This window comes from Parafrigoribacterium humi, assembly GCF_040227205.1.
Taxonomy (GTDB): Bacteria; Actinomycetota; Actinomycetes; order Actinomycetales; family Microbacteriaceae; genus Parafrigoribacterium_A; species Parafrigoribacterium_A humi.
In genome coordinates, this window is sequence record NZ_JBELOA010000005.1 from 92927 (window position 1) to 117759 (window position 24833).

The window sequence follows — 24833 nt, forward strand, 5'->3', positions numbered from 1 at the left end:
CGGCCCGGCGCCGCGCCTCAGTTCCGCCCGCGCTTGGCGGCCTCAGAAGAGCACGACGTCGTCCCTGATGCCAGGGAGTCGGCCTCGGCCCGCGAGGGCGCGCGCGAAATCGACGGCGTCAAAGACCGCGGTGGGCGCCGCGCTCGGGCATGGGAAGTTGCCGCCTGCAGGGCCGGTGAGGTCCAGTGCGCTGCCGCCGGTCGCCCGCTGCCAGGCACGCGCAGCGTCGGCGACGATGTGGCCGTCATGCTCGGGGGTCAGCCGTGGGTTCAGACCGGCGGCGCGGCAGATGTCGATGCGGTGCATCCAGGCGTCACGGGTGTAGACGATGTCGCCGAGGAAGCCGAGCGACGCCCAGCCGAGCGGGGGCGGGAACGGGAAGTGCAGGCCTCGGACTGCGGCGGGTGTGCGCGTGCGGGCGAGCAGGGCGCGTTCCGCGGCATCGGTCAGCCCTCGCCGCAGTTCACCGGTCGACATCCCGGCCCGCTCGCTCACCTGAACCTCGTTGACGGCGTCGAGCTGTCGTCGCTCACCCCTGACCCGGTGCCCGGCACGCTGCTGCCTCAGTTGCTCGCGCACCGAGGCTGATGCCTCCGCCGCACCGATCAGGTGGGCGACGATCTCACGTACGCGCCATTGAGTGCAGTCCGTCGGGGCATCCCACTGGCCCGGGGCAAGCTCGCTCAGAACCTCGTCGATGCGCTGATACTCCTCCGCTGCCAGCGTCATCCACTCTCGGTGGGAGAGCGCGGCACCGGTCATCTCGCGTCGTCGTCCACGTGTGCAAGGAACATGTCGGCCGCCTCGTCCGCGAGACTGGACCAGCGTGAGCCGCCTGGGTCGTTGGCGAGCTGTTGCGCGGCCAGGCCCGCGAGGAGCGCAGTCCACAGGTCGAGGTGGCGCGCCTCGACGATTCCGATCTCGGAGAATGCGTCGCGCATCCGCCCCCAGGCCGCGATCGCGGGTGCGTACGACTCAGCGGATGGTTCGAAGCCCGGGAGCGTGCGCTGGAACAGCAGCTGGTGCCGCACCGGATCGTCGACGCAGAACTCGAGGTAAGCGCGGGCTGCCGCGCGCAGGCGGGTGCGGGCTGTGCCACGGGAGGAGATCGCGGCCATCGTGGCGTCGAATACCTCAGCATCCGAGCGGAACAGTGCGTCGTAGATGTCATTCTTCGAAGCGAAGTAGGAGTAGAGGCTGGGGGCCTGGATTCCGACTGCCGCCGCGACCTGGCGCAGCGTGAAGCCGGAGAGGCCATGCTCGCCGGCGAGTTCGCGGCATGCTCGCAAGATCTCGTCACGCGCGGCAGCGTGCCGAGCATCCCTTCCTAACACCATCAGGCGACTGTAACAAAGTTCGGGCATGCATTGACAGAATCTAACTAGATTCATAATATCTAACTAAGTTAGGCAACTTGGCGACTGCGAGAGGGAGATGATGAGGATGCGCCGCATGCGGCACGGAGCAGCGATCGCGACGATGCTGGTGTTGACGCTGGGGCTCGCCGGCTGCGGCGCACCAGCGGCGAAGGGCCCTGCAGCGGACGGCTCAGCAGGGAAAGCAGGAGGAGCATCTCCCCGAGCTTCGACTGGACAGACGGCGACCCTGGAGCAGCAGGACGCTTCGACCGACGAGAGTGCGAGCGCCGGGTCCGGCGACTTCTGCGAAGCGGTCGAGGCCTTCAACCGCGTCCCGGACAGCGACACGATGAACGACGCCGAGCGCACGGAGGCGATCGGCATCATCGACGGGCTGCTGGCGATGTGGCCCGCCAGTACCCGAAGCGCGGCCGACATCTACTTCGGCGAGCTCCGCGACGTGCTCGTCGCGGGCGATGCCGTCGATCTCGACAATAGCTCCGAAGGGTTCAAGGAGGCCTTCGCAACGGTCTTCACCGTCGCCGCCGATGCTTGCTCTGGGGGCTTCGGCTGATGACGCGACCGCTCGACAACGGCGAGGTGGTGATCTTCGGTTGGCGCATCCGCCCAACCCTGGAAACGAGCAAGGTGGAGACAGGAGAACGGTGATGGATGCGGGGCTCAAGAAGGTCATCGATGACAACCTCGCTGCGGTGTCTGCGAAGCAGTTGGAGGTTGCCGTCGCGGGCTTCGCTGTCGACGGCGTTCTCATCGACCCCCATTATCCGGTGACGCGGATGGTGGGGAGGGAGGCGATCGCTGCTGGGCTCGGCTGGGTGTTCGGGGTGATGCGTGAGCTCAACTTCGAAGTGGACCGCTACTTCGGCAATGGCCCGGAGGGCGGAGCGATCGAGGTCACGTCTCGGCACGTGCTGGGCAATGGCCGTATCGTCGGGCTGCAGCAGATGTTCGTGATCGAGGCGCGCGGCGGGCTCATCACCCGCTGGCAGGCTTATGAGCCGTATGGACCGCACGGAATCGCCGGGCTCATTCCGCGGTTGGCCAGGCTGCGTCACGGGCGCTCGAGAGACTGACTGCCTCGCTCTGCGAGGAGTCGCTTGCCGGAAACGATCGTCTCGGCAAAGGCATTCCTGCAAATGCACCGTAGCCAGGTGCCCGCATTGCCCTGGCACGCAATGCAGGAGATGTGGGTGACACGCCGCATCCGCTGCCTCGTTTGGGCGCCGCGTCGCACTTTCTCCTGCTGGGAGAGCGTGGCGGTTGGCCGGGCATGGCCCGGTGGGTTCGAGAATCGAGAAGTATTAGCAACTTCGGTTGACGGTTGAGATTAGTCAATATATGTTGCTTATATGACTCCACAGCTTCCTTCGGCACTCGGTGGCCCGGCAGATGGCCTCGCGGCCGCCGTCGCGCTCAGGGTGTTGGCAGACCAGCTCGAAGACGCCGAGGTCGAGCGCGCGCTGCGCGAGGGGTGGTCGTGGCCGCAGGTGGCCGAGGCTCTGGGAGTCAGCCGCCAGGCCGTGCACAAGAAGCACGCGCGCCGGATGATCGAGGCCGGGATCGAGCTGAGGAGACGCAATGGATGACCTGAAGACCGATGGGACCAATTGGGCGCAGGCGTTCCGCGTCTCTCTCGCGAGGGCCAGGACCGAGGCGAGACGGGCCGGGTCGCGAACCCTGGAGGCAGAGCACCTCATCCTCGCGCTCGCGGCGGAACACGGTTCTGCACCCGCGAGACTGCTGGCTGAGATCGGGTTGGATCACGCGAGGCTGACGGATGCGTTCCGCGAGGAACGCAGGCAGAGTCTCGCCTTCGCGGGGGTCGATATCGCCCTTCCCGAAGCGAAGGAATGGCGTGGAACCCCGGTCTGGTCGAGCTCGGCGAAGAACGCCATCATCGGGGCGCACACCTTCGTGACGGAGCACGGCCGTCGCAGACTGACCTCCGTCGACCTGCTGGTCGGCATCCTGAAGGCCGATCTCGGCACGGTGCCCAGGGCACTTGCGCTGGCCGGCGTCGACCGCGAGGCGCTGATCGCCCGTGCGACCGCGTAGCGCGCCCACCCCTCCAGTCCCCTTTCTTTTCGCCGAGCGTGCCCGTTGGCGCCGACGGTGCTCTTGGAGTTAAACGGGCACGCTCGGCGAAAAGTACGCCGTCAAGCGGCGTGTGAGCGCCACGTAAGCGCCACGTAAGCGCCCTGTAAGTGCGTGCCCGCACTGTGGAAACCGACACAGTTTCCACAGAAAGGACACGCTATGTCCACCAGTTCAGAATGGGCCGTCGAAGCTCACGGACTCGTCAAGGTATTCGGCACCAACCGTGCCGTCGACGGCGTCGACCTCAGCGTTCGCACCGGCTCCATCTACGGAGTGCTCGGGCCGAACGGCGCGGGCAAGACCACGACGATCAGCATGCTCGCCACGCTCCTGCGCCCCGACGCGGGCACCGCGACGATCTTCGGCCACGACGTGCAGAAAGAGGCACAGATCGTGCGCCAACTCATCGGCGTGACGGCACAGTTCGCGTCCGTCGACGAGCGGCTGAGCGCATCCGAGAATCTCGTGATCTTCGGACGACTGCTCGGCCTCGGCCGGGCAGAAGCCAAGCGCAAGAGCGCCGAGCTGCTCGAGGAGTTCTCGCTCACCGAGGCCGCCAAGCGGCCGATCAGCAAATTCTCCGGCGGCATGCGACGCAGGCTCGACCTCGCGGCCAGCCTGCTCGCCCAGCCACCGCTCATCTTCCTGGACGAGCCGACCACGGGCCTCGACCCGCGGACGCGCGCGCAGATGTACGACACCATCCGTCGTCTGGTGTCCACCGGTTCGACCGTGCTGCTCACCACGCAGTACCTCGACGAGGCCGACCAGCTGGCCGACCGCATCGCCGTGATCGACAGTGGCAAGGTCGTCGCGGAGGGAACCTCCAACGAGCTCAAGGCCTCGGTCGGCGAGTCGACCCTGCAGCTCAAGCTCGTCGATCCGGCGGATGTCGAAGACACCAGGCGCGCGATCACGAGCGTTCTCGGAGTGGAGGCCACCGCCGCCTCCGAGCCAGGACGCATCACCGCGCCGATGACGAACCCCGACGCCGTCACCGACCTCTTCATCACTCTGCGTGAGGCGGGCATCCGTCTGGCAGAGATGTCGGTGCAGAAGCCCACCCTCGACGAGGTATTCCTCACCCTCACCGGTCACGGTGTCGACGACGCAACAGAAGCGGATGCCGCTTCCGAATCAGAAAGGGTCAGCGCATGACCACCACCATCACGCCGGGCGCGACCCGGAAATTGCACAACTACGTCGATTTCGAGCAGACCGTTCGCAACTCCTTCACGATGGCCTACCGCGGCCTGCTGAAGATCAAACGAACCCCTGAGCAGTTGATCGACGTCACGGTGCAGCCCATCATCTTCACCCTGATGTTCACCTACATCTTCGGTGGGGCGATCTCGGGAGACATCGCCAGCTACCTGCCGATCATCATTCCCGGCATCCTCGCGCAGACCGTCATCACGACCTCCGTCGTCACCGGCGTCCAGCTGCGCGAAGACATGGACAAGGGCGTGTTCGACCGCTTCAAGTCGATGCCCATCGCCCGCATTGCTCCGCTCGCCGGCGCCCTTCTCGCCGACACCGTTCGGTACCTCATCGCCACGACGCTCACCTTCGTGATGGGCTTCATCATGGGGTGGCGGCCCGATGGCGGCCTCGGCGGCGTCGTGCTCGCAGGTCTCCTCGTCATCGTCTGCGCCTGGGCCCTCAGCTGGATCTTCGCCTTCTTCGGCGTGATCGCGCGCAGCGCCTCGAGCGTGCAGGGCATCTCGTTCCTCATTCTGTTCCCGTTGACATTCCTCTCGAACGCCTTCGTCCCGGTCAACACCATGCCCGACTGGCTGCAGGGCTTCGTCAACGGCAACCCGGTGTCGCACCTCATCACAGCGGTGCGGGAGCTCACCAACACCGGGGCGGTGACGGGGGACCTGTGGCTCGCACTGCTCGGTTCCGCCGTCGTCGTGGCGATTTTCGCGCCGCTTACCGTGCGGGCGTATATGCGGAAGGCGTAGTTGGTTCTCGCGAGCGTATTGAGGCCCCTGCGAGTTGCTCCGTGGGGGTGTCGATACGCTCGTTCCTCGCTACTCGACCGGTGGGGGCGTTAGGCGATGTACATGACGACGGGGTCGCGGAGCAGTTCGCAGGCGAGGGCGACGGCCTGCTTCGGGGAGAGCCCCGCGACGGATGCCCTGGCCGCGTCGACCGAGGATGTCCCGTGGGCGGCGACCGCCTCATCCACCTGCCTCGCGTGGTTCAGTGACGGCATATCCTGCCGGCCGCCCATCGCCTCGGCGAGGAACAGCAGACGGAGTCCTATCTCGTGCAGGCGCGCGGCGTTTTCGCCCGACTTCGATCGCAGCCAGGCGGAGATCCCGACGATCGACGCACCCATGACGGGTAGGTCCATGAACTCTCGGCGAGTCCTGCTCGATACGAGCACGCGTATCCGCACCCGGTGGGCGAGCGTGTCGAGGTACGCGGAGTCGGCCGACTCGGCGCGCGCGTGGGCGCAGAGGCAGGCCGCGGCCATGATGACATACCAGGGCGCCATCCGCCCCTTCTCCCGGCCGAAGGAATCGACCGAGGTGCGGTAGAGCTCGAGGCCCTCGTCGGTGTGCCCGGCTCCGATCGCGAGTTCTGCGAGCCCGGCCCAGCCGATCGAGCGCAGGTCAGCGAAGTCTGGGCCGAGATCCTCGTCGCTCTGGGCGACGAAGCTGTCGAAGATGCCTCGCGCCTCCTCCGGCGCACTGCCGATCTCGTTCATCGCGATGACCCAGTTGAGCTGCTGCAGGTCCGAGCTCGCCTGCAGCGCGTTCATGCCGACGCGCGAGGTCTCCGCCCACTCGAGCGCCCGCTCGGTGTCGCCGTGCTGGCTGTACAGGTTCGCGAGTGCCTGCGCGGAGGTGGACTGCATCCACACGTCGCCGAGCGGCAGCGACAGGTCGTAGGCGCGACGCGATGAGGCGATCGCCGTGTCGAGTTCGCCCCCGTTCTCCTCCACTTGCGCACCCAACAGGGCGCCGAGCGCGGCCAGTCCGAGGTCCTCAGACTCGCGGGCTTCGGCCAACATCGTGAACGCCACCTGCGGCTTCGTGAAGACGAGGAACAGGTTTGACAGCGCCTCGATCCGCGGATCGCTTGCCGCGCCGAGTCGCTTCACCGCGCGCAGGCGGCCGCGGGCGAGCATCGCGTTGCGCGTGTCGCGGACGAAGGCAGCGGCCGCCACAACCATGTAGCTGGCGATCGCGGCTGTCAGATGGGCGGCATCGGGAACGTAACCCCTGGTGGCGCCCAAAACCGCGCTCGTGAAGCCGCCGATGTCCGAGTGCGCGCCGCGCATGGCCCAGTAGTAGGCGAGGGTTGCGAACACGGTGACCACCGCATCCGCACTGTCGTCATCCAGGGCGGTGCGCAGTACGGCGACCAGATTGTCCTGCTCGAGAGCGAGCAGATGGAAGGTGCGAACTTGACCGGTGCTGCCGAGCGACTCCATGAGCGCTCCGGCGAACGATTCCGCCCACTCGGCCATGGCGGCCCTCACCGCGAGGTCTTCCCCGGCATCCACGAGCGCCATCTCGCCGAACTCGCGCACGGTCTCAAGCATCCGATAGCGCATGAGTCCCGTCGACAGACTCTCGGATGCAGAGACGAGCGACTGGGCGACGAGCCCATCGAGGGCGTCTGTGACATCCCTGCTCTCGGCATCGTGCCCGACGATCTGGGCGGCCTCCGCGCTGAACCCGTCCGGGAAGCGGGAGAGCCTGCGGAGCAGTCTGCGCTCGTCGTCGCCGAGCAGGTTCCAGCTCCAGTCGATCACCGCCAAGAGGGTGCGATGGCGCTCCGGTGCCGTGCGCTCGCCACTCGTCAGCAGGGCGAAACGATTGCTCAGGCGGCGTTCGATCTCTTCGACCGACATCGAGCGCACGCGGGCGGCGGCCAATTCGATCGCCAGCGGCAGGCCGTCGAGTCTGGTGCAGAGCCGGGTGATCGTCCCGAGGGGAAGAGTCACGCCGGGCCGGGCGGCGAGCGCCCGCTCCGTGAACAGTTTCGCCGCCGGCCCGAGGCCGGATTCCTCATCGCCGCTCGCCAGCGAGTCGAGCGGATACACGCTCTCGCCACTGATCGCCAGCGGCGACCTGCTGGTGGCGAGGATGCGCACGGTGGTCGTCGAGGCGAGGATGTCTGCGATCCAGGCGGCAGCGGCATCCACGATGTGCTCGCAGTTGTCCATGATCAGGAACGTCTGGCGCTCGCCCAGCACGGAGAGGATTCGCTCCCGCACGTCGAGCCGCACGCCCGGGTCGGTCAGTTTCAGGCTGCTCCCACTCGCCTCCCGGATGCCGAGGGTCGAGCCGAGCGCGAGCGTCACGTCGTCGCCGGAGCGTACGCTCGCCAGCTCGACGACGATGACGGCGGCGTCTCCAGCTCGGTGCGCGAGCTCCTGCGCCAGGCGCGTCTTTCCGAGCCCGCCCGGCCCAAGAATCGTGGTGAGGCGCGAGGAGCCCATGAGGCCCTCGAGCGCCCGGAGGTCACCGTCACGCCCGATCAGGGAGTTGGGCGCCTCGCGAAGGCCGATGCGCAGGCGGTGTGCCGGTTTCTGCGCGGGCGCGGGAGCGTCATCCCGCAGCAGCTCGGCGTTGAGGTCGACGAGCGCGGCGGAGGGGGAGCTACCGAGCTCGTCGCGCAGCGCGGTGCGAAATGCCGCGAAGGTCGCCAGGGCGTCGTTGCGGCGGCCGACACTGGCGAGTGCCCGCATCAGCAGGAGGTGAAGCTCTTCGTCGAGGGGCGCTGCGGCGCACAGCGACTCCAGGTCGGCGATCACCTCCGCCGACTGCCCCAGCCGGAGGCGACTTTCGATGCGGATTCGCTGCAGCTCGGAGCGCAGCGTCGTCGCCCTCGCACGAAGGTCGTCCGCAGGCCCCTCGGCGAGCTCGATGCCGGGCTCAGCGCGCCAGAGGGCGAGGGCCGCAGCCGAGTGCGACTCGGCCGCGGTGAAATCGTCGCTCGCGGCGGATGCCCGTGCCGCATCCCGAAGTCGACCCGCTGTCGCGAGGTCGGTCAGGTCTGTTTCTTCGTTCCCCGACGCGCGCCCGGCGAGCGCATATCCTCCGTTCGCCGAAACGAGCAGCCCGTCCGCGCACTCCGCGCGCACGCGGGACACCAGGGTCTGCAGCGCGGCCTTGCTCTGGCGCGGTGGCTCGTCGCCCCAGAGTTCGTCGATCAGCGCAGCGGCAGACAGCGCACCGCCGCGCGCGATTGCGAGCGCAACGATGAGGCTCTTGCCGAGAGTACCGGAGGGTTCCACGAAGGTGCCCGAGCGGCCCTCGACGAGCACGGGGCCGAGCACGGCGGCCCGGATGCCCGAGACCTGGTCGACCGTGGCACCCACACTCACTGCTCCGGGCGCGTCGTCGCGCGTGGAGTCTGTGCGTGCGGTTGAAGCCATTCCGCTGATTTTAGCCGCCGAGAGCATCCGTTCCATCCTCCCGCGGGCGTATCGTGCCGCACCCACTTCGTTGGCGGGCGGGTAACGAAGAAACGGCCAGCGCGCGAAAGGCCCTAGATTTGTAGCGCGCACGAACGTGCGACCGACCCGGGAGGTCACCATGAGCGAGTCAGACGCGGCCTCGGAGCTGCGCAGCCTGCGCAACAGCATCGACAACATCGATGCGGCACTCATCCACCTGCTCGCCGAGCGGTTCAAGTGCACGCAGCAGGTTGGCCATCTCAAGGCCGCGAACGGCATGCCGCCGGCCGACCTCGAGCGTGAGAGCCACCAGATCGCCCGCCTGCGCGACCTCGCCGTGGAGTCGCGCCTCGACCCGGCGTTCGGCGAGAAGTTCCTGAACTTCATCGTCGCGGAGGTCATCCACCAGCACGAGCAGATCGCGAGCACAGGCTCGGTCACCATCGCCGCGGACCCCAGCTTCGACGAGCCAGACGAAGACGCGTGAGCTGGGACCCGATCGACCTGCCCCCGCAGCCGGGCAGGGTCTTCGTCGTCACGGGTGGAGCATCCGGCATCGGCTATTTCATCTCTGAGCAGCTCGCCCGCACCGGTGCGAAGGTCATCGTCGCGGGCCGCAACAAGGCCAAAGCGGATGTCGCCATCGCGTCGATCGCAGGGCACGCGCCCGGTGCGGACGTCGGCTTCGTCCACCTCGACCTCGGTTCCTTCGCCTCGGTCCGTACAGCGGCGGCAGAGCTGGCCGCACTCGGACGCATCGATGCGCTCATCGAGAACGCCGGCGTGATCATGCCGAGCCGGGAGCGTCAGGAGACGGTCGACGGCAACGAGCTCATGTTCGGCACCAACCACCTCGGCCACTTCCTGCTCACGGCGCTGCTCTACCCGACCCTGCGTGCGACACCGGGCAGCCGGGTCGTCACAATGGGCAGCGGATCGACGCACCTCACCCGCATCGATCTCGACAACCTGCAGAGCACGAAGAACTACTCAAGCTGGCGGGCGTACGGGCAGTCCAAGCACGCCACGCAGTCCTTCGGCTTCGAGCTGGATCGCCGCCTGCGCGCCTCCGAGAGTCCGGTGACCGCGCTCGTCGCGCATCCGGGTGCCGCGCAGGACGCCAAGAGCCCGTTCCGTGCGGGCATCGTGGAGCCGACCCTGCTGCAGCGGATGCTCGGTCTCGTCTACGTGATCGCCCGAGGCAAGAGCACGGCCGCCTGGCCGATCGTGCGCGCCGCCCTCGACCCGGATGCGCGGGGCGGCCAGTACTGGGGACCGCGCCTGCTCACCCCGATGCCGTCGCTCGTGAAGCCGGCCAGGGTCAGCCAGGAAGAGGTGCTCGGCCGCGCGCTGTGGGCGCGCTCCGAGGAACTCGTGGGGCAGACGTTCGAGGTCTGACCGGGGTCACTCGCGGGCCGACGGCAATGTCGGAGATGCGGAGACACGCCGCGTTATCTGGCCGATTCTCGCGGCGTGTCGCAATTCATCCGTCGTTACCGCCGAGACGCGAGTAGCCCGCTCTACTGCTCGCGGGCGCGCTTCGCCGCGCGATCCGCCTTCACGCGGGCGTTCTCGTCCTGCACCTCGGCGTGAGTCGCGCGCTCGGCCACGAGCCAGGCGGGAGGGCTCTTCAACAGCTCGGTGATGTCATCCGTCGTGAGCGGTTCGGTGACCCCGGCGCGCGCGAGGCCGGAGATCGAGACGCCGAGCTTGCGGGCGACCTCTGGGCGAGGATGCGGTCCGGTGCGGCGCAGCTCGACGAGCCAGACGGGAGGCTCGGCAATGAGCGCGTTCAACTCGGACCGGCTCACGGGGGAGTCGCGAAACTCTGCGGGGGCAGCGGGCAGGTAGATCCCCAGCTTCTTGGCCGCGGTCTCCGCCTTCAGGAACTGCGGCTTCATTGACTGGTCTGATCGCTGCTCGCTCATCCGGCCAGCGTATCCGCTGCGTTAGCCTGTGGAAAATGAATGCCGGTGCGCGATCGACCTGGGAGCTGATGAAGATGGCCGAGAGCGACTCCGTCGATCATCTCGCGATCACCTACGTCGCGGGCGTGACGCTCAGCAAGTGGACGCACATCTGGAAGGAGCGGCGGCCGGATGTGCCGCTCACCGCCACCGAGGCGACGGAGAGTGAGCAAGTGGCCGTTCTCCGCGACGGGCGGGCGCAGCTTGCCTTCGTGCGGCTGCCGATCGATGCGAACGGTCTGAACGTCATCCCGCTCTACCGCGAGGTCGCCGTCGCCGTTGCCGCGAAGGACCACGCGATCGCGGCGGCCGACTCGCTCGTGCTCGCCGACCTGGCGGGCGAGTCCGTGAAGACCGGCTCGATGTTCGGGCGCGCGGACTTCGACCTCGTGGCCGCCGGGGTCGGCATCCTGATCGTGCCGCACTCGATCGCGCGCCTGCAGAGTCGCAGGGACCTCGTGTCGAGACCCGTGACGGATGCCTCGACGACCCAGATCGCCGTGGCCTGGCTCGCAGACCCGCATCCGTCTTCTGTCGCCTCCCTCATCGAGGAGTTCATCGGTATCGTGCGCGGCCGCACCGCTCGCAGCTCTCGTTCTGCGGTCGTGGACGAGGCATCCGCGGCGAAGCCCAAGCGCAGCGGAAAGGGCGCAGCGCGCTCACCGGCGAAGCCACAATCGGGGAAGCCCGGCGGTGCATCCTTCGCCCAACGGCGCAAGAACGCGGCCGCCCGCAAGAAGCGTCGCCCCCACTGACCTGACCTGCCGGATGATCGTTGGCGATTTCCGCCCCAAAATTCGAGTCTTAGGGCGGAAATCGCCAACGATCCTGCCGCTGCCGGGCTGACCAGGCGGGCCGCGGCTCGGCTACAGTTGCACTCACCCGAATCGAAGGCGATTGATGAGTACTGGCCCGTCGGCCACGCGTCGGCATTACGCGATGGATCCGCTCCCGAAGCCGCTGAAGTCCCTGCCACCGAGGGACCGCGGTCGCGGCCTCGCCCTCGCCTACGTTCTCGTCGGACTGTTCGCCGCCGCCGCATCCGGGTCGCTCTTCCTGAGGTTTGTGCAGGATCAGCTGCACTACGGCTGCAAACCGGCGCCGGGTATTGCGATCGGATACGTGTGCCCGGGGACGCTGCCGTACCTCCCGTTCGGCCTCACTGTCTTCGGTGCGTACGCGGCCGTCGTTGTGCTCGCGTCACTCCTGCTGGCGCCACCGGTGCGGCGGTCACGGCTGCGGCGGATCCGCGCCCAGCTGCTCGCCGTCGTCGCGCTTCTGCCGAACATCGTCGTCGCCTACGTGATCGGATACGTGAACCCCGGTAGGAGCGAGTGGGTTCAGCATCTGACGCTGCCCATCGCCATGTTCGGCATTGCGGCGCTGTCGATCCTGTTCGCGGCGGTGGTGCCGATTCGGCTCGCCCTGTGGACCTGTGTGTTGATCGCGATGGGATTGTGCGTCGTGGCAGCCGTGATCCAGCCGGGATTCATGCCGAACGTGTCAGTGACGTTCGGCATCCTTGTCGCGGTGCTGATCCTCGACTACCGGCGCTCGCTCATCAAGTAAAGGCGTCAGGCGCCGACGACGGGGCCGAAGTGCGTCGGGAGGGTTCCGCGGTGCACGCGGCGCAACTCGTCGATGGAGAACGTGAAGTAGTCCTGCACCTCGAGCGCTCCCTGGCCTGCCTCGGCCGAGGCATCCGTCACCCCGATGCGCAGCACCGGATAGCCGCGGCCCTCGCACAGGCCCACGAACTTCACGTCGTCCTCGCGGGGAACACTCACGATCACGCGGCCGGTCGACTCACTGAACAGCGCCGCCGTCGCATCCACGCCGTCGCGCTGCATGATCTCGGTGATCCACACGCGGGCGCCGACGCCGAAGCGCAGCACGGCCTCCGCGAGTGCCTGCATGAGGCCGCCGTCGCTGAGGTCGTGCGCGGAGGCGAGGATGCTCTGGCTGCCACCCGCGCGGATGAGTGCCGCCAGCGCCGCTTCGGCCTTGAAGTCGACGAGTGGCGGATGCCCGCCCAGGTGATCGTGGATCACCCCGGCCCACGCGGAGCCGTCGAGCTCCTCGCGCGTGATGCCGAGCAGGTAGATGTTGTTGCCTTCGTCCTGCCAGCCACTCGGGATGCGCTTCGCGACATCGTCGATCACGCCGAGCACCGCGGCCACCGGGGTCGGGTGGATGGGCTCGCTGCCGGTCTGGTTGTAGAAGCTCACGTTGCCGCCCGTGACGGGGATCTCCAGTTCGAGGCATCCGTCTGACATGCCTTCGACGGCCTCGCTGAACTGCCACATCACCTCGGGGTTCTCCGGTGAGCCGAAGTTGAGGCAGTCAGAGACAGCGACAGGGGTCGCGCCCGTGACGGCGACGTTGCGGTACGCCTCGGCGAGGGCGAGCTTCGCACCCTGACGCGGGTCGAGCTGGCAGTAGCGTCCATTGGCATCCGAGGCAATCGCGAAGCCGAGACCGCTGCCCTCGTCGACGCGGATCATGCCGCCGTCATCCGGAAAACTCAGTGCCGTGTTGCCGCCGACATAGCGGTCGTACTGGTCGGTCACCCATTCCTTCGAGGCGAGGTTGGGGCTGCCGAGCAGCGCGATGGCCTGCTCGCGGAGCTCCTCCGGCGTCGTCGCCTTGGAGAGCCTGGATGCCGAATCCGCCTGCAGCGCGTCGATCCAGCTCGGGTAGGCAACGGGCCGGTCGTATACGGGCCCATCGACCGCGACGGTGCGCGGCAGCACGTTGACGATCTCTTCGCCGTGCCAGTTGATGATGAGCCGCCCGGTGTCGGTGACCTCGCCCAGCACGCTCGTCTCGACATCCCACTTTGCGGTGACGGCGAGGAAGCCCTCGAGCTTCTCGGGAGTCACGACCGCCATCATGCGCTCCTGGCTCTCCGACATGAGGATCTCCTCCGCGGTGAGCGAGGGGTCGCGCAGCAGCACCCGGTCGAGCTCGATGAACATGCCGCCGTCGCCGTTCGAGGCGAGCTCCGAGGTGGCGCAGCTGATGCCGGCGGCACCCAGGTCCTGGATGCCCTCCACCAGTTCGCCCTTGAAGAGCTCGAGGCAGCACTCGATGAGTACCTTCTCGGCGAACGGGTCGCCTACCTGCACGGCCGGACGCTTGGTCGGGCCGCCCTCGCTGAAGGTGTCGGAGGCGAGAATGGATGCTCCGCCGATGCCGTCTCCACCGGTGCGGGCCCCGAACAACACGACCTTGTTACCCACGCCTCGAGCGTTCGCGAGGTGCAGGTCTTCGTGGCGCAGCACGCCCACCGAGAGTGCGTTCACGAGCGGGTTGCCCTGGTACACCGGGTCGAACCAGGTCTCGCCGCCGATGTTCGGGAGTCCCAGGCAGTTGCCGTAGAAGGAGATGCCGGAGACCACGCCGTGCACGACGCGCGCGGTGTCCGGGTCGTCGATCGCACCGAAGCGCAGCTGGTCCATCACCGCGACCGGGCGGGCACCCATGGAGATGATGTCGCGGACGATACCGCCGACACCGGTCGCTGCCCCTTGGAACGGCTCTATGAAGGAGGGGTGGTTGTGCGACTCGACCTTGAAGGTCACCGCCCAGCCCTCGCCCACATCCACGACACCGGCGTTCTCGCCCATGCCCACCATGAGGTTCTTGCGCATCTTCTCGGTGGTCTTCTCGCCGAACTGGCGCAGGTATTTCTTGGAGCTCTTGTAAGAGCAGTGCTCGCTCCACATCACCGAGTACATGGCGAGCTCGCCGCTCGTGGGACGGCGACCGAGAATTTCGCGGATGCTGTGATATTCGCTCTCGGTGAGTCCGAGTGCGGCGTAGGGCTGTACCCGCTCCGGCGTGGCGATCGCGTTCGCAACGGTGTCGGCCTGCGCGCCCTGCCCCTGCTGGTCGAGCTTGTCGAGATCCGGGGACGATGATGCCGAGGCTGGGGAAGAAGTCACGTGGCGAAGAGCTCCTGAATCGAGGGCGTGCCGGAACACCGTAATTCTACCGGTGCCGGGCGCGCGTTCTCTCGTGTGACCGCGCCCGCGGCAGGCGTGACCTTCCCGCCGCAGTGGGCCCGTCGAAGGCGACTGCCTAGGCTGGTCTGATTGCACGTCGAAGGGAGATTCGCATGTTCGAATGGACCGACTGGCTGGGCACGCTTGTCGCGGCGGCGATCGCCGTGGTTGTTGTCGCGGCCGCGGCGCTGGTTCTCTGGGTGACCAACTCGCGCATCGACAAGAGAGCCCCGGCACTGCACGCCCTCATCGTGCGGCTGCGCGTGCGCACGCTTGTTCTTCTCCTGCTGGTGGCGCTCTGGGTAGCGGCGACGCTGACCGCTCCAGCGGAGTACTCGTGGTGGGTGGCGCTCTCGCGCACCTTCTTCATCGCGACGGTTCTGGTCGGGGCGTGGCTCGTGGCGGGACTCGCGTCCTTCGGGTTTGCACGGATGCTCGGTCGTGAGACCCTGACGGATGCGACGCTTCCCGAGATGCGCCGCATGCGCACCCAGCTGCTCGTGCTCCGCCGCCTGACGACCGTGCTCATCAGCATCGTCGCGGTCGGGGTGGTGCTCTTCTCCTTTCCCGAGGTGCGGGCGGTGGGCACGAGCGTGCTGGCCTCTGCCGGCATCGTGAGCATCATCGCGGGACTCGCCGCGCAGTCGACACTCGGCAACCTGATCGCGGGCATCCAGTTGGTCTTCAGCAACGCGATTCGCGTGGATGATGTCGTTGTCGTCGAGGGCAACTGGGGCAGGATCGGCGAGATCACCCTCTCGTATGTCGTCGTGAACGTGTGGGACGAGCGGCGACTGGTGCTGCCCTGCACCTACTTCACGAGCAAGCCGTTCGAGAGCTGGACCAGGAACAGCGCCCTCATCATGGGCACCGTGTACTTCGATGTCGACTGGCGATTTCCGGTGGAAGAGGCCAGGGCAAAGTTCATGGACATCGTGCAGGAGTCCGACTACTGGGACGGGCGCTCCGGCGGCATGGTGGTCGTGGATGCCGTCGGCGGGCACCTGAGCGTGCGGTGCACGGTCTCAGCGAAGGACTCCGGCGCGCTGTGGAACCTGCGCTGTCTCGTTCGCGAACGGCTCGTCGGCTGGCTCCAGCAGGAGCATCCGGACGCCCTGCCGGTGACGCGCGTGCTGATGCCCGAGGCGACAGCGGACCGCGATGGCGAGAGGGTCAACGACCCCACTCGGTAGGCGGTCCGAGGCTGACCAGCACCGTGAACACCACGGCGATCGCGACGATGAGGATCACGCCGAGCACGACGGGGTGGTTGAGGAACCAGCGCATCAGCCGGTCGATCCAGCCCTTGTCGCGAGGGTCATCCGTTGCCTCGAGCCGCCACTCGCCCTCGAGCATGCCCTTGCGCTCGAGCCAGCGGTCGAACGGGATGGTGGCGTACGGCACGATTGCGGTCGCGACGGCGAGCACGACCTGACCGATCTTCCAGCGCTGGTTCAGGCCGACGAGCGCTGCGGTCAGCGCGTAGCTGATGAAGACGAACCCGTGGATGGAGCCGCCGATCAGCACCGGCAGACTGCCGGCGTTCGCAACGTACTTCAGCAGCATCCCGGCGATCAGCAGCGTCCAGGTCACCGCTTCGGCAATGGACAGGACGCGGTAGAAGGAGCGCGGGGTCACGCGGCTGGGGGAGGTCATGGTTGTAGTCACTCCTTCATGCTGCCAAGGACCGCGGCGGTGCACATGGTCCGAAAGTTTGAATCTGGTGCGCGGCGGGAGAAACCTTCTCGCGGCGGGGGTCGTGACTCCCTCCGCGAGCACACTTCTCCCGCCACGAGGAAGGGGTGGAAGTGGTCAGACCGCGGCGAGGGCGCGGAGGGCGCTCGTGAAGAACGCGAGCCCGTCGATGCCGCTGCGCATGGCCGCGGCGGTGTCCGGGCCGAACCCGGGCTCGGTCGCGTGCTCCGGATGCGGCATGAGGCCGACCACATTGCCGCGGGCGTTCGAGACACCGGCGATGTCGTTCATCGAGCCGTTCGGGTTGACGCCGAGGTAGCGGAACACCACCTGGCCCTCGCCCTCGATGCGCTCGAGCTCGTCGGGGGACGCGATGAATCCGCCCTCGCCGTTCTTCAACGGGATGATGATCTCGGCATCGGTCTCGAACTCGTTGGTCCAGGCCGTGGAGGCATTCTCCACGCGCAGCACCTGGTCGCGGCAGATGAAGTTGCCGTGGTCGTTGCGCACGAGGCCGCCGGGCAGCAGATGTGCCTCGGTGAGCATCTGGAAGCCGTTGCAGATGCCGAGCACGGGCATCCCCGCGTTCGCAGCGGCGACGACTTCGCTCATGATCGGCGAGTGCGCGGCGATCGCGCCGCAGCGCAGATAGTCGCCGTAGCTGAAGCCGCCGGGAAGCACGATCGCGTCGACGCCGTTCAGACTGTGGTCGCCGTGCCACAGGGCCACGGGCTCCGCTCCGGCGAGATCGATGGCACGCTGGGCGTCACGGTCGTCGAGCGAACCCGGAAAGGTGATGACGCCGATACGCATCAGTGGGTCTCTCCGGCGACGCCGTGCACCACGATCGTCTCGCCGTCCACAGCTGTGCCGTCAACCGAGGTGCCGTCGACGGAGATGCCCACGACATCTTCGATGACGGAGTTGGAGAACATCTCGTCGGCGAGCGTGCGCACTTCGCCGAGCACGGCATCCGTCACCGGCCCGTCGACCGTGATCTCGAAGCGCTTGCCGATGCGCACGCCGGTGAAACCGGTCTTGCCGAGCCTGGCCAGTGCGCCTGCAACGGCCTTGCCCTGGGGGTCGAGCAGTTCGGCCTTGGGCATGACCTCGACGACGATTGTGGGCATCGCTGACTCCATAGAGTTCGCCTGTGGGTGGATGCCGCCAGTCTACCGGAGCGTGGATGGCTGACTGGTCGGATGAAGTCCGGCTCGTTCGGGGTCAGGCCTGGATGCATTCGTCGGGACAGCTTGTGATGGCGGGAGGATCGGCGTATATTCCACTTGGAATAATCGGCGGGGAATAGCTTTCGATGGGAGGCAGACATGGCGGCGAACGGTTCTGCGCTGGGCATCTCTGCCTTGGCGCTGCTCATGGAGCGTCCCATGCACCCCTACGAGATGTATCAACTGCTCATCCAGCGTCACGAGGACCGCGTCGTCAAGGTGCGGCCCGGATCGCTCTATCACAAGGTGCACTGGCTCGAGAGTCGTGGGCTGGTTCGCTCCACGACGACGGAACGGGAGGGCAACCGGCCGGAGCGCACGATCTACGAGATCACCGCGGAGGGTCGGGAGACTCTCGCCCTGCGGGTCGCCGAAATGCTCGCCACTCCGGTGAACGAGTATCCGGAGTTTCCGCTGGCCATCGGGGAGGCGCACAACCTGCCGAAGGATACCGTCGTCGAACTGCTTGGTCGGCGACTTGCCCTGCTGGAGGCTGACCTCGAAGAGATCGAGGACGGCATCCGAGAGACCGAGGCGAAGCAGGTCAACCCGGCGTTCGTGCTCAATGTGGGCTACTCCCACGCCATCCAGTCCGCGGAGGTGCAGTGGCTGCGCCAGCTGCTCGCTGACCTCCATGCCAATGTCATCCCCTGGCCGCACAATGACCAGGCCCCCCAACTAGTCAGCAAGGAATAACACATGCAGTCAGACACCCCCACGGCCGTGAGTCCGTGGCCGGCCCTGTGGGCCCTCGTGCTCGGGTTCTTCATGATTCTCATCGACACGACCATCGTGTCTGTGGCGAACCCCTCGATCATGACGGGCCTCAACACCGACATCAACGCGGTCATCTGGGTCACGAGCGCATACCTGCTCGCCTACGCCGTGCCGCTTCTGATCACCGGCAGGCTCGGTGACCGCTTCGGGCCGAAGAACCTCTACATGATCGGGCTCGTACTGTTCACGGTGGCCTCGGCCTGGTGTGGACTTTCCGACTCGATCGGCACGCTGATCGCGGCCCGCGTCGTGCAGGGCCTCGGCGCTTCGCTCATGACCCCGCAGACGATGGCGGTCATCACGCGCATCTTCCCGCCGGATCGGCGCGGTGCGGCCATGGGCGTGTGGGGCTCCGTGGCGGGCGTCGCGACCCTGGTCGGCCCGATCCTCGGTGGCGTGCTCGTCGACGGCTTCGGCTGGGAGTGGATCTTCTTCGTCAACGTGCCCGTCGGCATCGTCGCGTTCGTTCTGGCCTGGCGGCTGGTGCCCGCTCTCACAACGCACCGCCACCGTTTCGACTGGTTCGGTGTCGCGCTCAGTGCCGCCGGGATGTTCCTGCTCGTCTTCGGCCTGCAGGAGGGCGAGAGCTACAACTGGGGCACGATCGTCGGCCCGATCAGCGTGTGGAGCCTCATCATCAGCGGCATCGTCGTGCTCGGCCTGTTCATCGTGTGGCAGGTGTTCAACCGGGGCGAACCTCTTCTGCCGCTCAAGCTGTTTCGGGTTCGCAACTTCTCCGTGGCTAACGCGGCGATCGTCACGGTCGGATTCACCATCACCTGCATGTCGCTGCCGCTCGTGTTCTTCTTCCAGACGGTGCGCGGCCTCACCCCGACCCAGTCCGCGCTCATGCTCGTGCCGATGGCGGTGCTCTCCGCCGGGCTCGCGCCCGTTGTCGGCAAGATCATCGACCGCACGAACCCGCGGAACACCGCGTTCCTCGGGCTCGTCTTCCTCGCGATCGCGCTGTTCTGGTACGCGGCGATCCTCTCCCCAGGCGTGGACATCTTCTGGCTGCTGTTGCCGAGCGCCGTGCTCGGGCTCGCCAACGCGTGCATTTGGGCGCCCCTTTCCACGACGGTGACCCGCGACCTCACGCCGAGGGATGCGGGTGCGGGGTCCGGTGTGTACAACGTGACCCGGCAGATCGGCGCCGTGCTCGGCAGCGCATCCATCGCCGTGCTGATGCAGGCACGGCTCGCCGCTGACCTGCCGAAGAACCCCGCGGCGGGATCGGGCTCCGGCGGTGAGTTCGGGGCGCTCGGTGCGCTTCCGAGCTTCCTGCACGCCGGGTTCACCTCCGCGATGGCCGAATCACTGCTGCTGCCCGCGTGTGTGGCGATTCTCGGCGCGATCGTAGTGTTGTTCCTCGCGAAGCCGGGCAAGGTTACCGGATGGGATCGCCACGTTCCCGCGACCGCTGACGTGCCCGTGGTGTCGGGAGAACCGGCTCCGCAGGGCACGTAGCCAGAGCGATAGGCGTCAGTGCGAAGTGCGCTGGCGCCTATTGCGCGAGTTCGATCACGTGGTCGGCACGGTCCGCGCTCGCTCCGACCATGCGGGCGTTGTCTGCGTCGGGGCCGTTCGCCCAGGCGACCGCGGCATCCGGAGTCTTTCCGTACTGGATGTGACGCTCGATGAGCCGTGCCATGCGGATGTCGTGTTCGATCTTCACGAAGAAGCTCAGGTCGAGCAGCGCCGCGATCCGCTCCCACCCGCCGGAGTCGTGCAGCAGGTAGTTGCCCTCCACGACGATCGTTGAGATCTCTGGACCGAAGCTGAGCGCGTCGGGGAGCGCCTCCTCGATGGTGCGGTCGAAACCCGGCGCGAGCGTGGTCCTTCCCGGATTGCCCGAGAGCTGGATCAGGAGCGACACGAAACCGTCGACGTCGAAGGTGTCTGACGCGCCCATCCGGTCGCGCTTGCCGAGCTTCACCAGGGTGCGTTGCGGCAGGTGGAAGCCGTCCATGCCGAGCGTCGCGCTGCGCGGCCCGAGCAGCTGCACGAGCTTCTCCGAGATCGTGGTCTTGCCTGCCGCGGGTGGGCCGACGATGCCGACGAGGATGCGCTGCTTGCCGCTCTCCCTGCTCGACTCCTTGATGAGCCTGGCGACGGCACCAAGACTTGTGACGGTGCTCACTCGGGCGTCTCCTCGTTCGTTGCGGAAATCACTCGGTCGAGCCGCGCCGCGGCGCCGAAATCGCTCACCACACCGAGTTCCCCCACAGCTGAATGTTACTGGGTGGCATGCACCGAGATCGTGTTGGCCCACGGGTCGTCGAACGTGAGTGACCTGCCGTCGTTGCGGGTCTGGATGCCGTGGTGCGACATCCGCTCGCCCAGAGCCCCGAGGTCGTCTGCACCCGGCACCTCGATGTCGATGAGGCTCAGTCCGAGAGCCCGCTGGCGCGGGCCTGCACCCTTGGAGTTCCAGGTGTTCATCGCCATGTGGTGGTGGTAGCCGCCCGCGCTCACGAACAGCGCAGAGCCTGCCATCTGCGCGGTGGCCTCGAAGCCGAGCTGGTTCACGTAGAACTCGCGCGCGGTCGCGACATCGCCCACCTGCAGGTGCACGTGGCCGACCTTCGCGCCGCCGATGACCGGCTCGGCCACTGCGTTCTCGGTCAGGTGTTCCTGAAGGAAGGCGTTGGGGTCGAGATACAGCGTGGACATCTCGATGCTGCCGTGCGTCCAGCTCCAGGTCGTGCGATCACGATCCCAGTAGAGTTCGACGCCGTTGCCCTCGGGGTCGGTAAAGTAGAAGGCCTTGCTCACGAGGTGGTCTGAGCTGCCGGTGAAGGTGTTCGGATGCTTCTGCGCGACCGAGTAGACGGCTGCGGCCAGCGCCGCTTCGGTGTCGAACAGGATGGCCGTGTGGAACAGCCCGGCCTCGCGCTGGCTCGCGTGCGTCAATTCCGGTGCGTGCTTGAGGATCATGACGGGCGTTGCGCCGCGCCCGAGCGTCACGGTGTCGCCGGCCTCGCCTGCTGCCCCCTGGCTGAGCACCCGCAGTGATACGGCGTCCCGGTAGTACTTGGTCATCGCGTCGAGGTCACCGACGAGCAGGGTCACCGGTCCCATCGAGGTGTCTGCTGCGAGGAGGTCGGAGTCGTTGTGCATGTGAGTGCCTTTCGGTCTACACAGGACAACTTAGTTGAAGCTTTAACTATTCCGCAATGGGGTGACGAATCTGCCGACGTTCGCCACCGCTGCGCATGAGGTTTCTCGCCACCCGCACGGAACGAGGGAGATTTTCGGCGTCATCCGCTACTTTCTCCTCCTTTTCGGTGGCCCTACTCGCAGCCCTCGCAGATGGTCGTCGCGGCAGGGTCGACCGGCACGACGATGTCATCCACCCCCGAACTGTCGATCGGGCGAGCGGATGACCCGGTCAGCCGCTCGATCAGCTCCCGGTAGCGCGCGGCGGTCTGCGCGACGATCTCCGGCGGCAGTTCGGGCGGGGTGCCGGTCTTGTCCCAGTGCGCGGCGAGCCAGTTGCGCACGATCTGCTTGTCAAAGCTCTCGGTGCGGTTTCCGGAGGCGTAGACGGCGGCATCCCAGTACCGGCTCGAGTCGCTCGTGAGCACCTCGTCGGCCAGCGTGATGACACCGGTATCCCGGTTTCGGCCGAACTCGAACTTCGTGTCGGCAAGAATCACGCCGCGCTTCTCGGCGATGCCGGATGCTCGTCCGAAGATCTCGAGGCTGAGCTCGCGCAGAGCGGTCGCGGCCTCCGCCCCCACGAGCTCGACCGTGTGCTCGAACGAGATGTTCTCGTCGTGCTCGCCCAGCTCGGCCTTAAACGCCGGAGTGTAGATGGGCTCGGGCAGACGGTCCCCGTTGGAGAGGCCCGCGGGAAGGGCGATCCTGCACACGCTCTGCGTCTGCTGGTACTCGGCCCAGCCGCTGCCCACGAGGTATCCGCGCACCACACACTCGATCGGGAACATGTCGAGGGAGCGCACCAGCATGGCGCGGCCGGCCACGGCATCCGGAATCAGGTCTGCAACGGTGTCGCCAACCAGCTCGTGGTCGGCCACGAGGTGGTTCGGGATGCCATCCAGCTGATCGAACCACCACAGGCTCAGCGTCGTGAGCAGTTCGCCCTTGCCCGGGATGCCGGGAGAGAGCACGAAGTCGAACGCGCTGACCCGGTCGCTCGCCACCACGAGCACCCGCTCGGCGGTGTCGAGACTCTGACCGTCCTCGACGTAGAGCTCGCGCACCTTGCCGGAGTACACGGGGGTCCAACCGGGCAGGGTCTTGTCGTCGCTAGTCACACCTTCATTATTCAGGAGGTGGTGTGGCGGATGTGCGTTCGCCCGCCAAGCACGTGTCACTCCAGCCCCAACAGTCCCTTCACCTCCTGAATAACGAGAACCATGGGGTGACGGATGCGCGATCGGCCTAGTCCGCGACGCGGGCCGCGATGTCGGAGCGGTACTGGCCGCCGTCGAGCTCGATGGCCTCGAGCGCGAGGTAGGCGCGGGAGCGGGCCTCGGCAAAGTCGGATCCGGTGGCGACGACGCTCAGCACCCGGCCGCCGGTGGCGACCAGGTCGTCGCCCGACACGGCGGTCGCGGCGTGCGCGATCGTCACCCCGTGGATGGCGAGGGCGGTGTCGAGTCCGGTGATCGTGCGGCCCGTGATGGCGGACTCTGGATAGCCCTCGCTGGCCAGCACGACCGTGACGGCCACGTCATCCGAGAACTCCGGCCTGGGCAGTCCGCCGAGGCCTCCGGTCGCCGCGGCGAGCAGCAGACCGCTCAGGGGGGTCATGAGTCTCGGCAGCACGACCTGGGTCTCGGGGTCGCCGAAGCGGGCGTTGAACTCGATGACTCGGATGCCGCGATCGGTCACGATCAGTCCGCAATACAGCAGGCCGACGAACGGCGTTCCCTCGGCAGCGAGCTGACGCACGGTCGGCAGCGCGATGGTGTCGATCACTTCGTCCACGAAGCCGGATGGAAGCCACGGAAGCGGCGAGTACGCGCCCATTCCGCCCGTGTTGGGGCCCTCATCCGCGTCGCCGAGCCGCTTGTAGTCCTGGGCCGGCGAGAGGGGCAGCACAGTCTCCCCGTCGGAGAGCAGGAAGAGCGACACCTCCTGGCCGGCGAGGAACTCCTCGACGAGCACGCTGCCGTGGGAGAGCCAGTACTCGGCGTGGGCGAGCGCGGCGTCGCGCTCCTCGGTGACGAGAACGCCCTTGCCCGCGGCGAGCCCATCGGCCTTCACGACGTAGGGGGCGCCGTAGGCGTCGAGCGCGGCGGCCACCTCGGTGATGTCGGATGCCCGCACGGCCTGGCCGGTCGGAACGCCCGCCTCCTCCATGATGCGCTTGGCGAAGGTCTTACTGCCCTCGAGCTGGGCCGCGGTCTTGCCCGGACCGAACACCGCGATGCCGCGTCTGCGCAGCTTGTCGGCAACGCCGGCGACGAGTGGCGCCTCCGGCCCGATGACGACCAGCTCGATCGCATTGTCGAGGGCGAAATCCGCGACGATGTCGCCGTTGCTGGGGTCGAGGGAGATGACGTCGACATCCGCGGCGATGCCGGCGTTGCCGGGCGCGACGGTGATCTGGTGACCGGCATTCTCAGCCAGGAGTGCGGTGACGATGGCGTGCTCGCGCGCGCCGGATCCGAGGACGAGGATTCTCACCTCAACAGAGTACCGGCGCGGGAGGAGCATTGCCGTCGCCGTCCTGTCTTTTGGAAATTCAGGACTTTGGCGTCTCTTGCGTGCCATCCTGTGCCCTACGCCGAGGACGGGTGACCACAGTCCTGAATTTCCGTAAGGCACAGTCGTGGTCGTGTGCCCGCGCGCCGCGTGGCATCCCTGTCCCTCCGCGCTCGGCTACCGTTGGGGGTATGGCCAGGGCGCGAATCACGGATGCCGTCGGCGGCACCGCAGTGCGGGCTGCGCTCGCGACCGGAGCCGCCCGCGACGCCACTGCGACGGCCGTGCGCTACCTGCTGCAATTGCTCGCGGATGCCGCCCCCGGCAACTCCGTCGAGGTGCGCGTGCCGCCGTTCGGAGCGGTGCAGTGCATCGAGGGCCCCGGGCACACTCGCGGCACCCCGCCCAACGTGGTCGAGACGGATGCCGCCACCTGGCTCGCGATTGCAACCGGCGCCGAGCAGTGGGCCGCTGCTCGCGCGCGCGGCGTCATCGCGGCATCCGGTTCCCGTGCGGACCTCGGCGAACTCCTGCCGCTGAACTGGCAGCACGGCTAACCAGGCGCGGGCGTCAGCCGTCCGTGC

26 protein-coding genes are annotated in these 24833 nt (G+C 67.3%); 14 read left to right on the forward strand and 12 right to left on the reverse strand.

What is annotated here, in order from left to right; translation table 11 throughout:
* Positions 1 to 42: 42 nt before the first annotated feature.
* Together ABUA28_RS09925 and ABUA28_RS09930 are read right to left on the reverse strand one after the other, a co-directional pair.
* Complete coding sequence (locus tag ABUA28_RS09925) at positions 43 to 729, reverse strand: maleylpyruvate isomerase family mycothiol-dependent enzyme (RefSeq protein ID WP_349903956.1); 687 nt, start codon at positions 727 to 729, stop codon at positions 43 to 45.
* Between the two features lie 29 nt (positions 730 to 758).
* A complete protein-coding gene (locus tag ABUA28_RS09930; RefSeq protein ID WP_349903958.1) occupies positions 759 to 1337 on the reverse strand; it encodes a TetR/AcrR family transcriptional regulator in 579 nt (192 codons plus the stop codon).
* Positions 1338 to 1452: 115 nt separating this feature from the next.
* Between ABUA28_RS09930 and ABUA28_RS09935 the strand changes: the two genes are divergently transcribed.
* The 6 genes from ABUA28_RS09935 (at position 1453) to ABUA28_RS09960 (ending at position 5443) form a co-directional block, all read left to right on the forward strand.
* Entirely contained in the window at positions 1453 to 1932 is a 480-nt protein-coding gene (locus ABUA28_RS09935) for a hypothetical protein (RefSeq protein ID WP_349903960.1), read from the forward strand.
* A 94-nt stretch (positions 1933 to 2026) separates the two neighbouring features.
* A complete protein-coding gene (locus ABUA28_RS09940) occupies positions 2027 to 2452 on the forward strand; it encodes a nuclear transport factor 2 family protein (RefSeq protein WP_349903962.1) in 426 nt (141 codons plus the stop codon).
* 276 nt (positions 2453 to 2728) lie between these two features.
* Positions 2729 to 2965 (forward strand): helix-turn-helix domain-containing protein, encoded by a 237-nt coding sequence (locus tag ABUA28_RS09945; RefSeq protein WP_349903964.1) that lies wholly within the window; start codon positions 2729 to 2731, stop codon positions 2963 to 2965.
* The gene (locus ABUA28_RS09950) at positions 2958 to 3434 is read left to right on the forward strand and encodes a Clp protease N-terminal domain-containing protein (protein WP_349903966.1); all 477 of its coding nucleotides are present in this window, start codon (positions 2958 to 2960) and stop codon (positions 3432 to 3434) included. Before ABUA28_RS09945 ends, ABUA28_RS09950 begins: the two co-directional genes overlap by 8 nt.
* 201 nt (positions 3435 to 3635) lie before the next feature.
* Entirely contained in the window at positions 3636 to 4634 is a 999-nt protein-coding gene (locus tag ABUA28_RS09955) for an ATP-binding cassette domain-containing protein (RefSeq protein ID WP_349903967.1), read from the forward strand.
* On the forward strand, positions 4631 to 5443 hold the full coding sequence (locus tag ABUA28_RS09960; RefSeq protein WP_349903969.1) for an ABC transporter permease: 813 nt from the start codon (positions 4631 to 4633) through the stop codon (positions 5441 to 5443). The genes ABUA28_RS09955 and ABUA28_RS09960 overlap by 4 nt, the downstream gene beginning before the upstream one ends.
* Positions 5444 to 5532: 89 nt before the next feature.
* On the opposite strand, the gene ABUA28_RS09965 is transcribed toward ABUA28_RS09960, so the two are convergent.
* Positions 5533 to 8877, reverse strand: coding sequence for an ATP-binding protein (locus ABUA28_RS09965; RefSeq protein WP_349903971.1), 3345 nt, complete (start codon positions 8875 to 8877; stop codon positions 5533 to 5535).
* A gap of 160 nt (positions 8878 to 9037) precedes the next feature.
* On the opposite strand from ABUA28_RS09965, the gene ABUA28_RS09970 reads away from it, so the two are divergent.
* Positions 9038 to 9385 (forward strand): chorismate mutase, encoded by a 348-nt coding sequence (locus tag ABUA28_RS09970; RefSeq protein WP_349903973.1) that lies wholly within the window; start codon positions 9038 to 9040, stop codon positions 9383 to 9385.
* Positions 9382 to 10296 carry an SDR family NAD(P)-dependent oxidoreductase gene (locus ABUA28_RS09975; RefSeq protein WP_349903974.1) on the forward strand — a complete coding sequence of 305 codons (915 nt, stop codon included), beginning with the start codon at positions 9382 to 9384 and terminating at the stop codon, positions 10294 to 10296. Before ABUA28_RS09970 ends, ABUA28_RS09975 begins: the two co-directional genes overlap by 4 nt.
* A 122-nt stretch (positions 10297 to 10418) precedes the next feature.
* Here the strand turns inward: ABUA28_RS09975 and ABUA28_RS09980 are convergent, their stop codons facing one another.
* Positions 10419 to 10826, reverse strand: a complete 408-nt coding sequence (locus tag ABUA28_RS09980) for a DUF5997 family protein (protein ID WP_349903976.1) — start codon at positions 10824 to 10826, stop codon at positions 10419 to 10421.
* Between the two features lie 35 nt (positions 10827 to 10861).
* On the opposite strand from ABUA28_RS09980, the gene ABUA28_RS09985 reads away from it, so the two are divergent.
* Positions 10862 to 11620 (forward strand): LysR substrate-binding domain-containing protein, encoded by a 759-nt coding sequence (locus ABUA28_RS09985; RefSeq protein ID WP_349903978.1) that lies wholly within the window; start codon positions 10862 to 10864, stop codon positions 11618 to 11620.
* Positions 11621 to 11765: 145 nt separating this feature from the next.
* Positions 11766 to 12434 carry a hypothetical protein gene (locus ABUA28_RS09990; protein ID WP_349903980.1) on the forward strand — a complete coding sequence of 223 codons (669 nt, stop codon included), beginning with the start codon at positions 11766 to 11768 and terminating at the stop codon, positions 12432 to 12434.
* Between the two features lie 5 nt (positions 12435 to 12439).
* Here ABUA28_RS09990 and purL read toward each other — a convergent pair whose 3' ends face one another.
* On the reverse strand, positions 12440 to 14716 hold the full coding sequence (gene purL / locus ABUA28_RS09995) for a phosphoribosylformylglycinamidine synthase subunit PurL (protein WP_349904080.1): 2277 nt from the start codon (positions 14714 to 14716) through the stop codon (positions 12440 to 12442).
* Positions 14717 to 14985: 269 nt separating this feature from the next.
* Between purL and ABUA28_RS10000 the strand changes: the two genes are divergently transcribed.
* Positions 14986 to 16065: a mechanosensitive ion channel family protein gene (locus ABUA28_RS10000; RefSeq protein ID WP_349903982.1), complete on the forward strand. Its 1080-nt coding sequence runs from the start codon at positions 14986 to 14988 to the stop codon at positions 16063 to 16065.
* Here ABUA28_RS10000 and ABUA28_RS10005 read toward each other — a convergent pair.
* The 3 genes from ABUA28_RS10005 to purS form a co-directional block, all read right to left on the reverse strand.
* Entirely contained in the window at positions 16046 to 16528 is a 483-nt protein-coding gene (locus tag ABUA28_RS10005) for a DUF3817 domain-containing protein (RefSeq protein ID WP_349903984.1), read from the reverse strand. The two genes, ABUA28_RS10000 and ABUA28_RS10005, sit on opposite strands and share 20 nt — an antisense overlap.
* A gap of 156 nt (positions 16529 to 16684) precedes the next feature.
* Positions 16685 to 17380, reverse strand: a complete 696-nt coding sequence (purQ, locus tag ABUA28_RS10010) for a phosphoribosylformylglycinamidine synthase subunit PurQ (RefSeq protein WP_349903986.1) — start codon at positions 17378 to 17380, stop codon at positions 16685 to 16687.
* Positions 17380 to 17697, reverse strand: a complete 318-nt coding sequence (gene purS / locus ABUA28_RS10015) for a phosphoribosylformylglycinamidine synthase subunit PurS (protein ID WP_349903987.1) — start codon at positions 17695 to 17697, stop codon at positions 17380 to 17382. The genes purQ and purS overlap by 1 nt, the downstream gene beginning before the upstream one ends.
* 198 nt (positions 17698 to 17895) lie before the next feature.
* Here purS and ABUA28_RS10020 point away from each other — a divergent pair, with 198 nt between their 5' ends.
* A complete protein-coding gene (locus tag ABUA28_RS10020; protein ID WP_349903989.1) occupies positions 17896 to 18492 on the forward strand; it encodes a PadR family transcriptional regulator in 597 nt (198 codons plus the stop codon).
* A 3-nt stretch (positions 18493 to 18495) separates the two neighbouring features.
* Positions 18496 to 20040: a DHA2 family efflux MFS transporter permease subunit gene (locus ABUA28_RS10025; RefSeq protein ID WP_349903991.1), complete on the forward strand. Its 1545-nt coding sequence runs from the start codon at positions 18496 to 18498 to the stop codon at positions 20038 to 20040.
* A 37-nt stretch (positions 20041 to 20077) separates the two neighbouring features.
* On the opposite strand, the gene ABUA28_RS10030 is transcribed toward ABUA28_RS10025, so the two are convergent.
* The 4 genes from ABUA28_RS10030 to purD form a co-directional block, all read right to left on the reverse strand.
* Entirely contained in the window at positions 20078 to 20713 is a 636-nt protein-coding gene (locus ABUA28_RS10030; protein ID WP_349903993.1) for a nucleoside/nucleotide kinase family protein, read from the reverse strand.
* Positions 20714 to 20808: 95 nt separating this feature from the next.
* Positions 20809 to 21693, reverse strand: coding sequence for a VOC family protein (locus ABUA28_RS10035; protein ID WP_349903995.1), 885 nt, complete (start codon positions 21691 to 21693; stop codon positions 20809 to 20811).
* 173 nt (positions 21694 to 21866) lie between these two features.
* A complete protein-coding gene (locus tag ABUA28_RS10040; RefSeq protein ID WP_349903997.1) occupies positions 21867 to 22853 on the reverse strand; it encodes a phosphoribosylaminoimidazolesuccinocarboxamide synthase in 987 nt (328 codons plus the stop codon).
* Positions 22854 to 22980: 127 nt separating this feature from the next.
* Positions 22981 to 24231 carry a phosphoribosylamine--glycine ligase gene (gene purD, locus ABUA28_RS10045; protein ID WP_349903999.1) on the reverse strand — a complete coding sequence of 417 codons (1251 nt, stop codon included), beginning with the start codon at positions 24229 to 24231 and terminating at the stop codon, positions 22981 to 22983.
* Between the two features lie 209 nt (positions 24232 to 24440).
* Between purD and ABUA28_RS10050 the strand changes: the two genes are divergently transcribed.
* Entirely contained in the window at positions 24441 to 24806 is a 366-nt protein-coding gene (locus tag ABUA28_RS10050) for a sterol carrier family protein (protein ID WP_349904001.1), read from the forward strand.
* Positions 24807 to 24833 lie beyond the last annotated feature (27 nt).

Coding starts and splice junctions, on each gene's coding strand:
- ABUA28_RS09925 (WP_349903956.1), bottom strand. CDS start 729: ATGACGCTGGCAGCGGAGGAGTATCAGCGCATCGACGAGGTTCTGAGC.
- ABUA28_RS09930 (WP_349903958.1), bottom strand. CDS start 1,337: ATGGTGTTAGGAAGGGATGCTCGGCACGCTGCCGCGCGTGACGAGATC.
- ABUA28_RS09935 (WP_349903960.1), top strand. CDS start 1,453: ATGCGGCACGGAGCAGCGATCGCGACGATGCTGGTGTTGACGCTGGGG.
- ABUA28_RS09940 (WP_349903962.1), top strand. CDS start 2,027: ATGGATGCGGGGCTCAAGAAGGTCATCGATGACAACCTCGCTGCGGTG.
- ABUA28_RS09945 (WP_349903964.1), top strand. CDS start 2,729: ATGACTCCACAGCTTCCTTCGGCACTCGGTGGCCCGGCAGATGGCCTC.
- ABUA28_RS09950 (WP_349903966.1), top strand. CDS start 2,958: ATGGATGACCTGAAGACCGATGGGACCAATTGGGCGCAGGCGTTCCGC.
- ABUA28_RS09955 (WP_349903967.1), top strand. CDS start 3,636: ATGTCCACCAGTTCAGAATGGGCCGTCGAAGCTCACGGACTCGTCAAG.
- ABUA28_RS09960 (WP_349903969.1), top strand. CDS start 4,631: ATGACCACCACCATCACGCCGGGCGCGACCCGGAAATTGCACAACTAC.
- ABUA28_RS09965 (WP_349903971.1), bottom strand. CDS start 8,877: ATGGCTTCAACCGCACGCACAGACTCCACGCGCGACGACGCGCCCGGA.
- ABUA28_RS09970 (WP_349903973.1), top strand. CDS start 9,038: ATGAGCGAGTCAGACGCGGCCTCGGAGCTGCGCAGCCTGCGCAACAGC.
- ABUA28_RS09980 (WP_349903976.1), bottom strand. CDS start 10,826: ATGAGCGAGCAGCGATCAGACCAGTCAATGAAGCCGCAGTTCCTGAAG.
- ABUA28_RS09985 (WP_349903978.1), top strand. CDS start 10,862: ATGAATGCCGGTGCGCGATCGACCTGGGAGCTGATGAAGATGGCCGAG.
- ABUA28_RS09990 (WP_349903980.1), top strand. CDS start 11,766: ATGAGTACTGGCCCGTCGGCCACGCGTCGGCATTACGCGATGGATCCG.
- ABUA28_RS10000 (WP_349903982.1), top strand. CDS start 14,986: ATGTTCGAATGGACCGACTGGCTGGGCACGCTTGTCGCGGCGGCGATC.
- ABUA28_RS10005 (WP_349903984.1), bottom strand. CDS start 16,528: ATGACCTCCCCCAGCCGCGTGACCCCGCGCTCCTTCTACCGCGTCCTG.
- purQ (WP_349903986.1), bottom strand. CDS start 17,380: ATGCGTATCGGCGTCATCACCTTTCCGGGTTCGCTCGACGACCGTGAC.
- purS (WP_349903987.1), bottom strand. CDS start 17,697: ATGCCCACAATCGTCGTCGAGGTCATGCCCAAGGCCGAACTGCTCGAC.
- ABUA28_RS10020 (WP_349903989.1), top strand. CDS start 17,896: ATGGCGGCGAACGGTTCTGCGCTGGGCATCTCTGCCTTGGCGCTGCTC.
- ABUA28_RS10025 (WP_349903991.1), top strand. CDS start 18,496: ATGCAGTCAGACACCCCCACGGCCGTGAGTCCGTGGCCGGCCCTGTGG.
- ABUA28_RS10035 (WP_349903995.1), bottom strand. CDS start 21,693: ATGCACAACGACTCCGACCTCCTCGCAGCAGACACCTCGATGGGACCG.
- ABUA28_RS10050 (WP_349904001.1), top strand. CDS start 24,441: ATGGCCAGGGCGCGAATCACGGATGCCGTCGGCGGCACCGCAGTGCGG.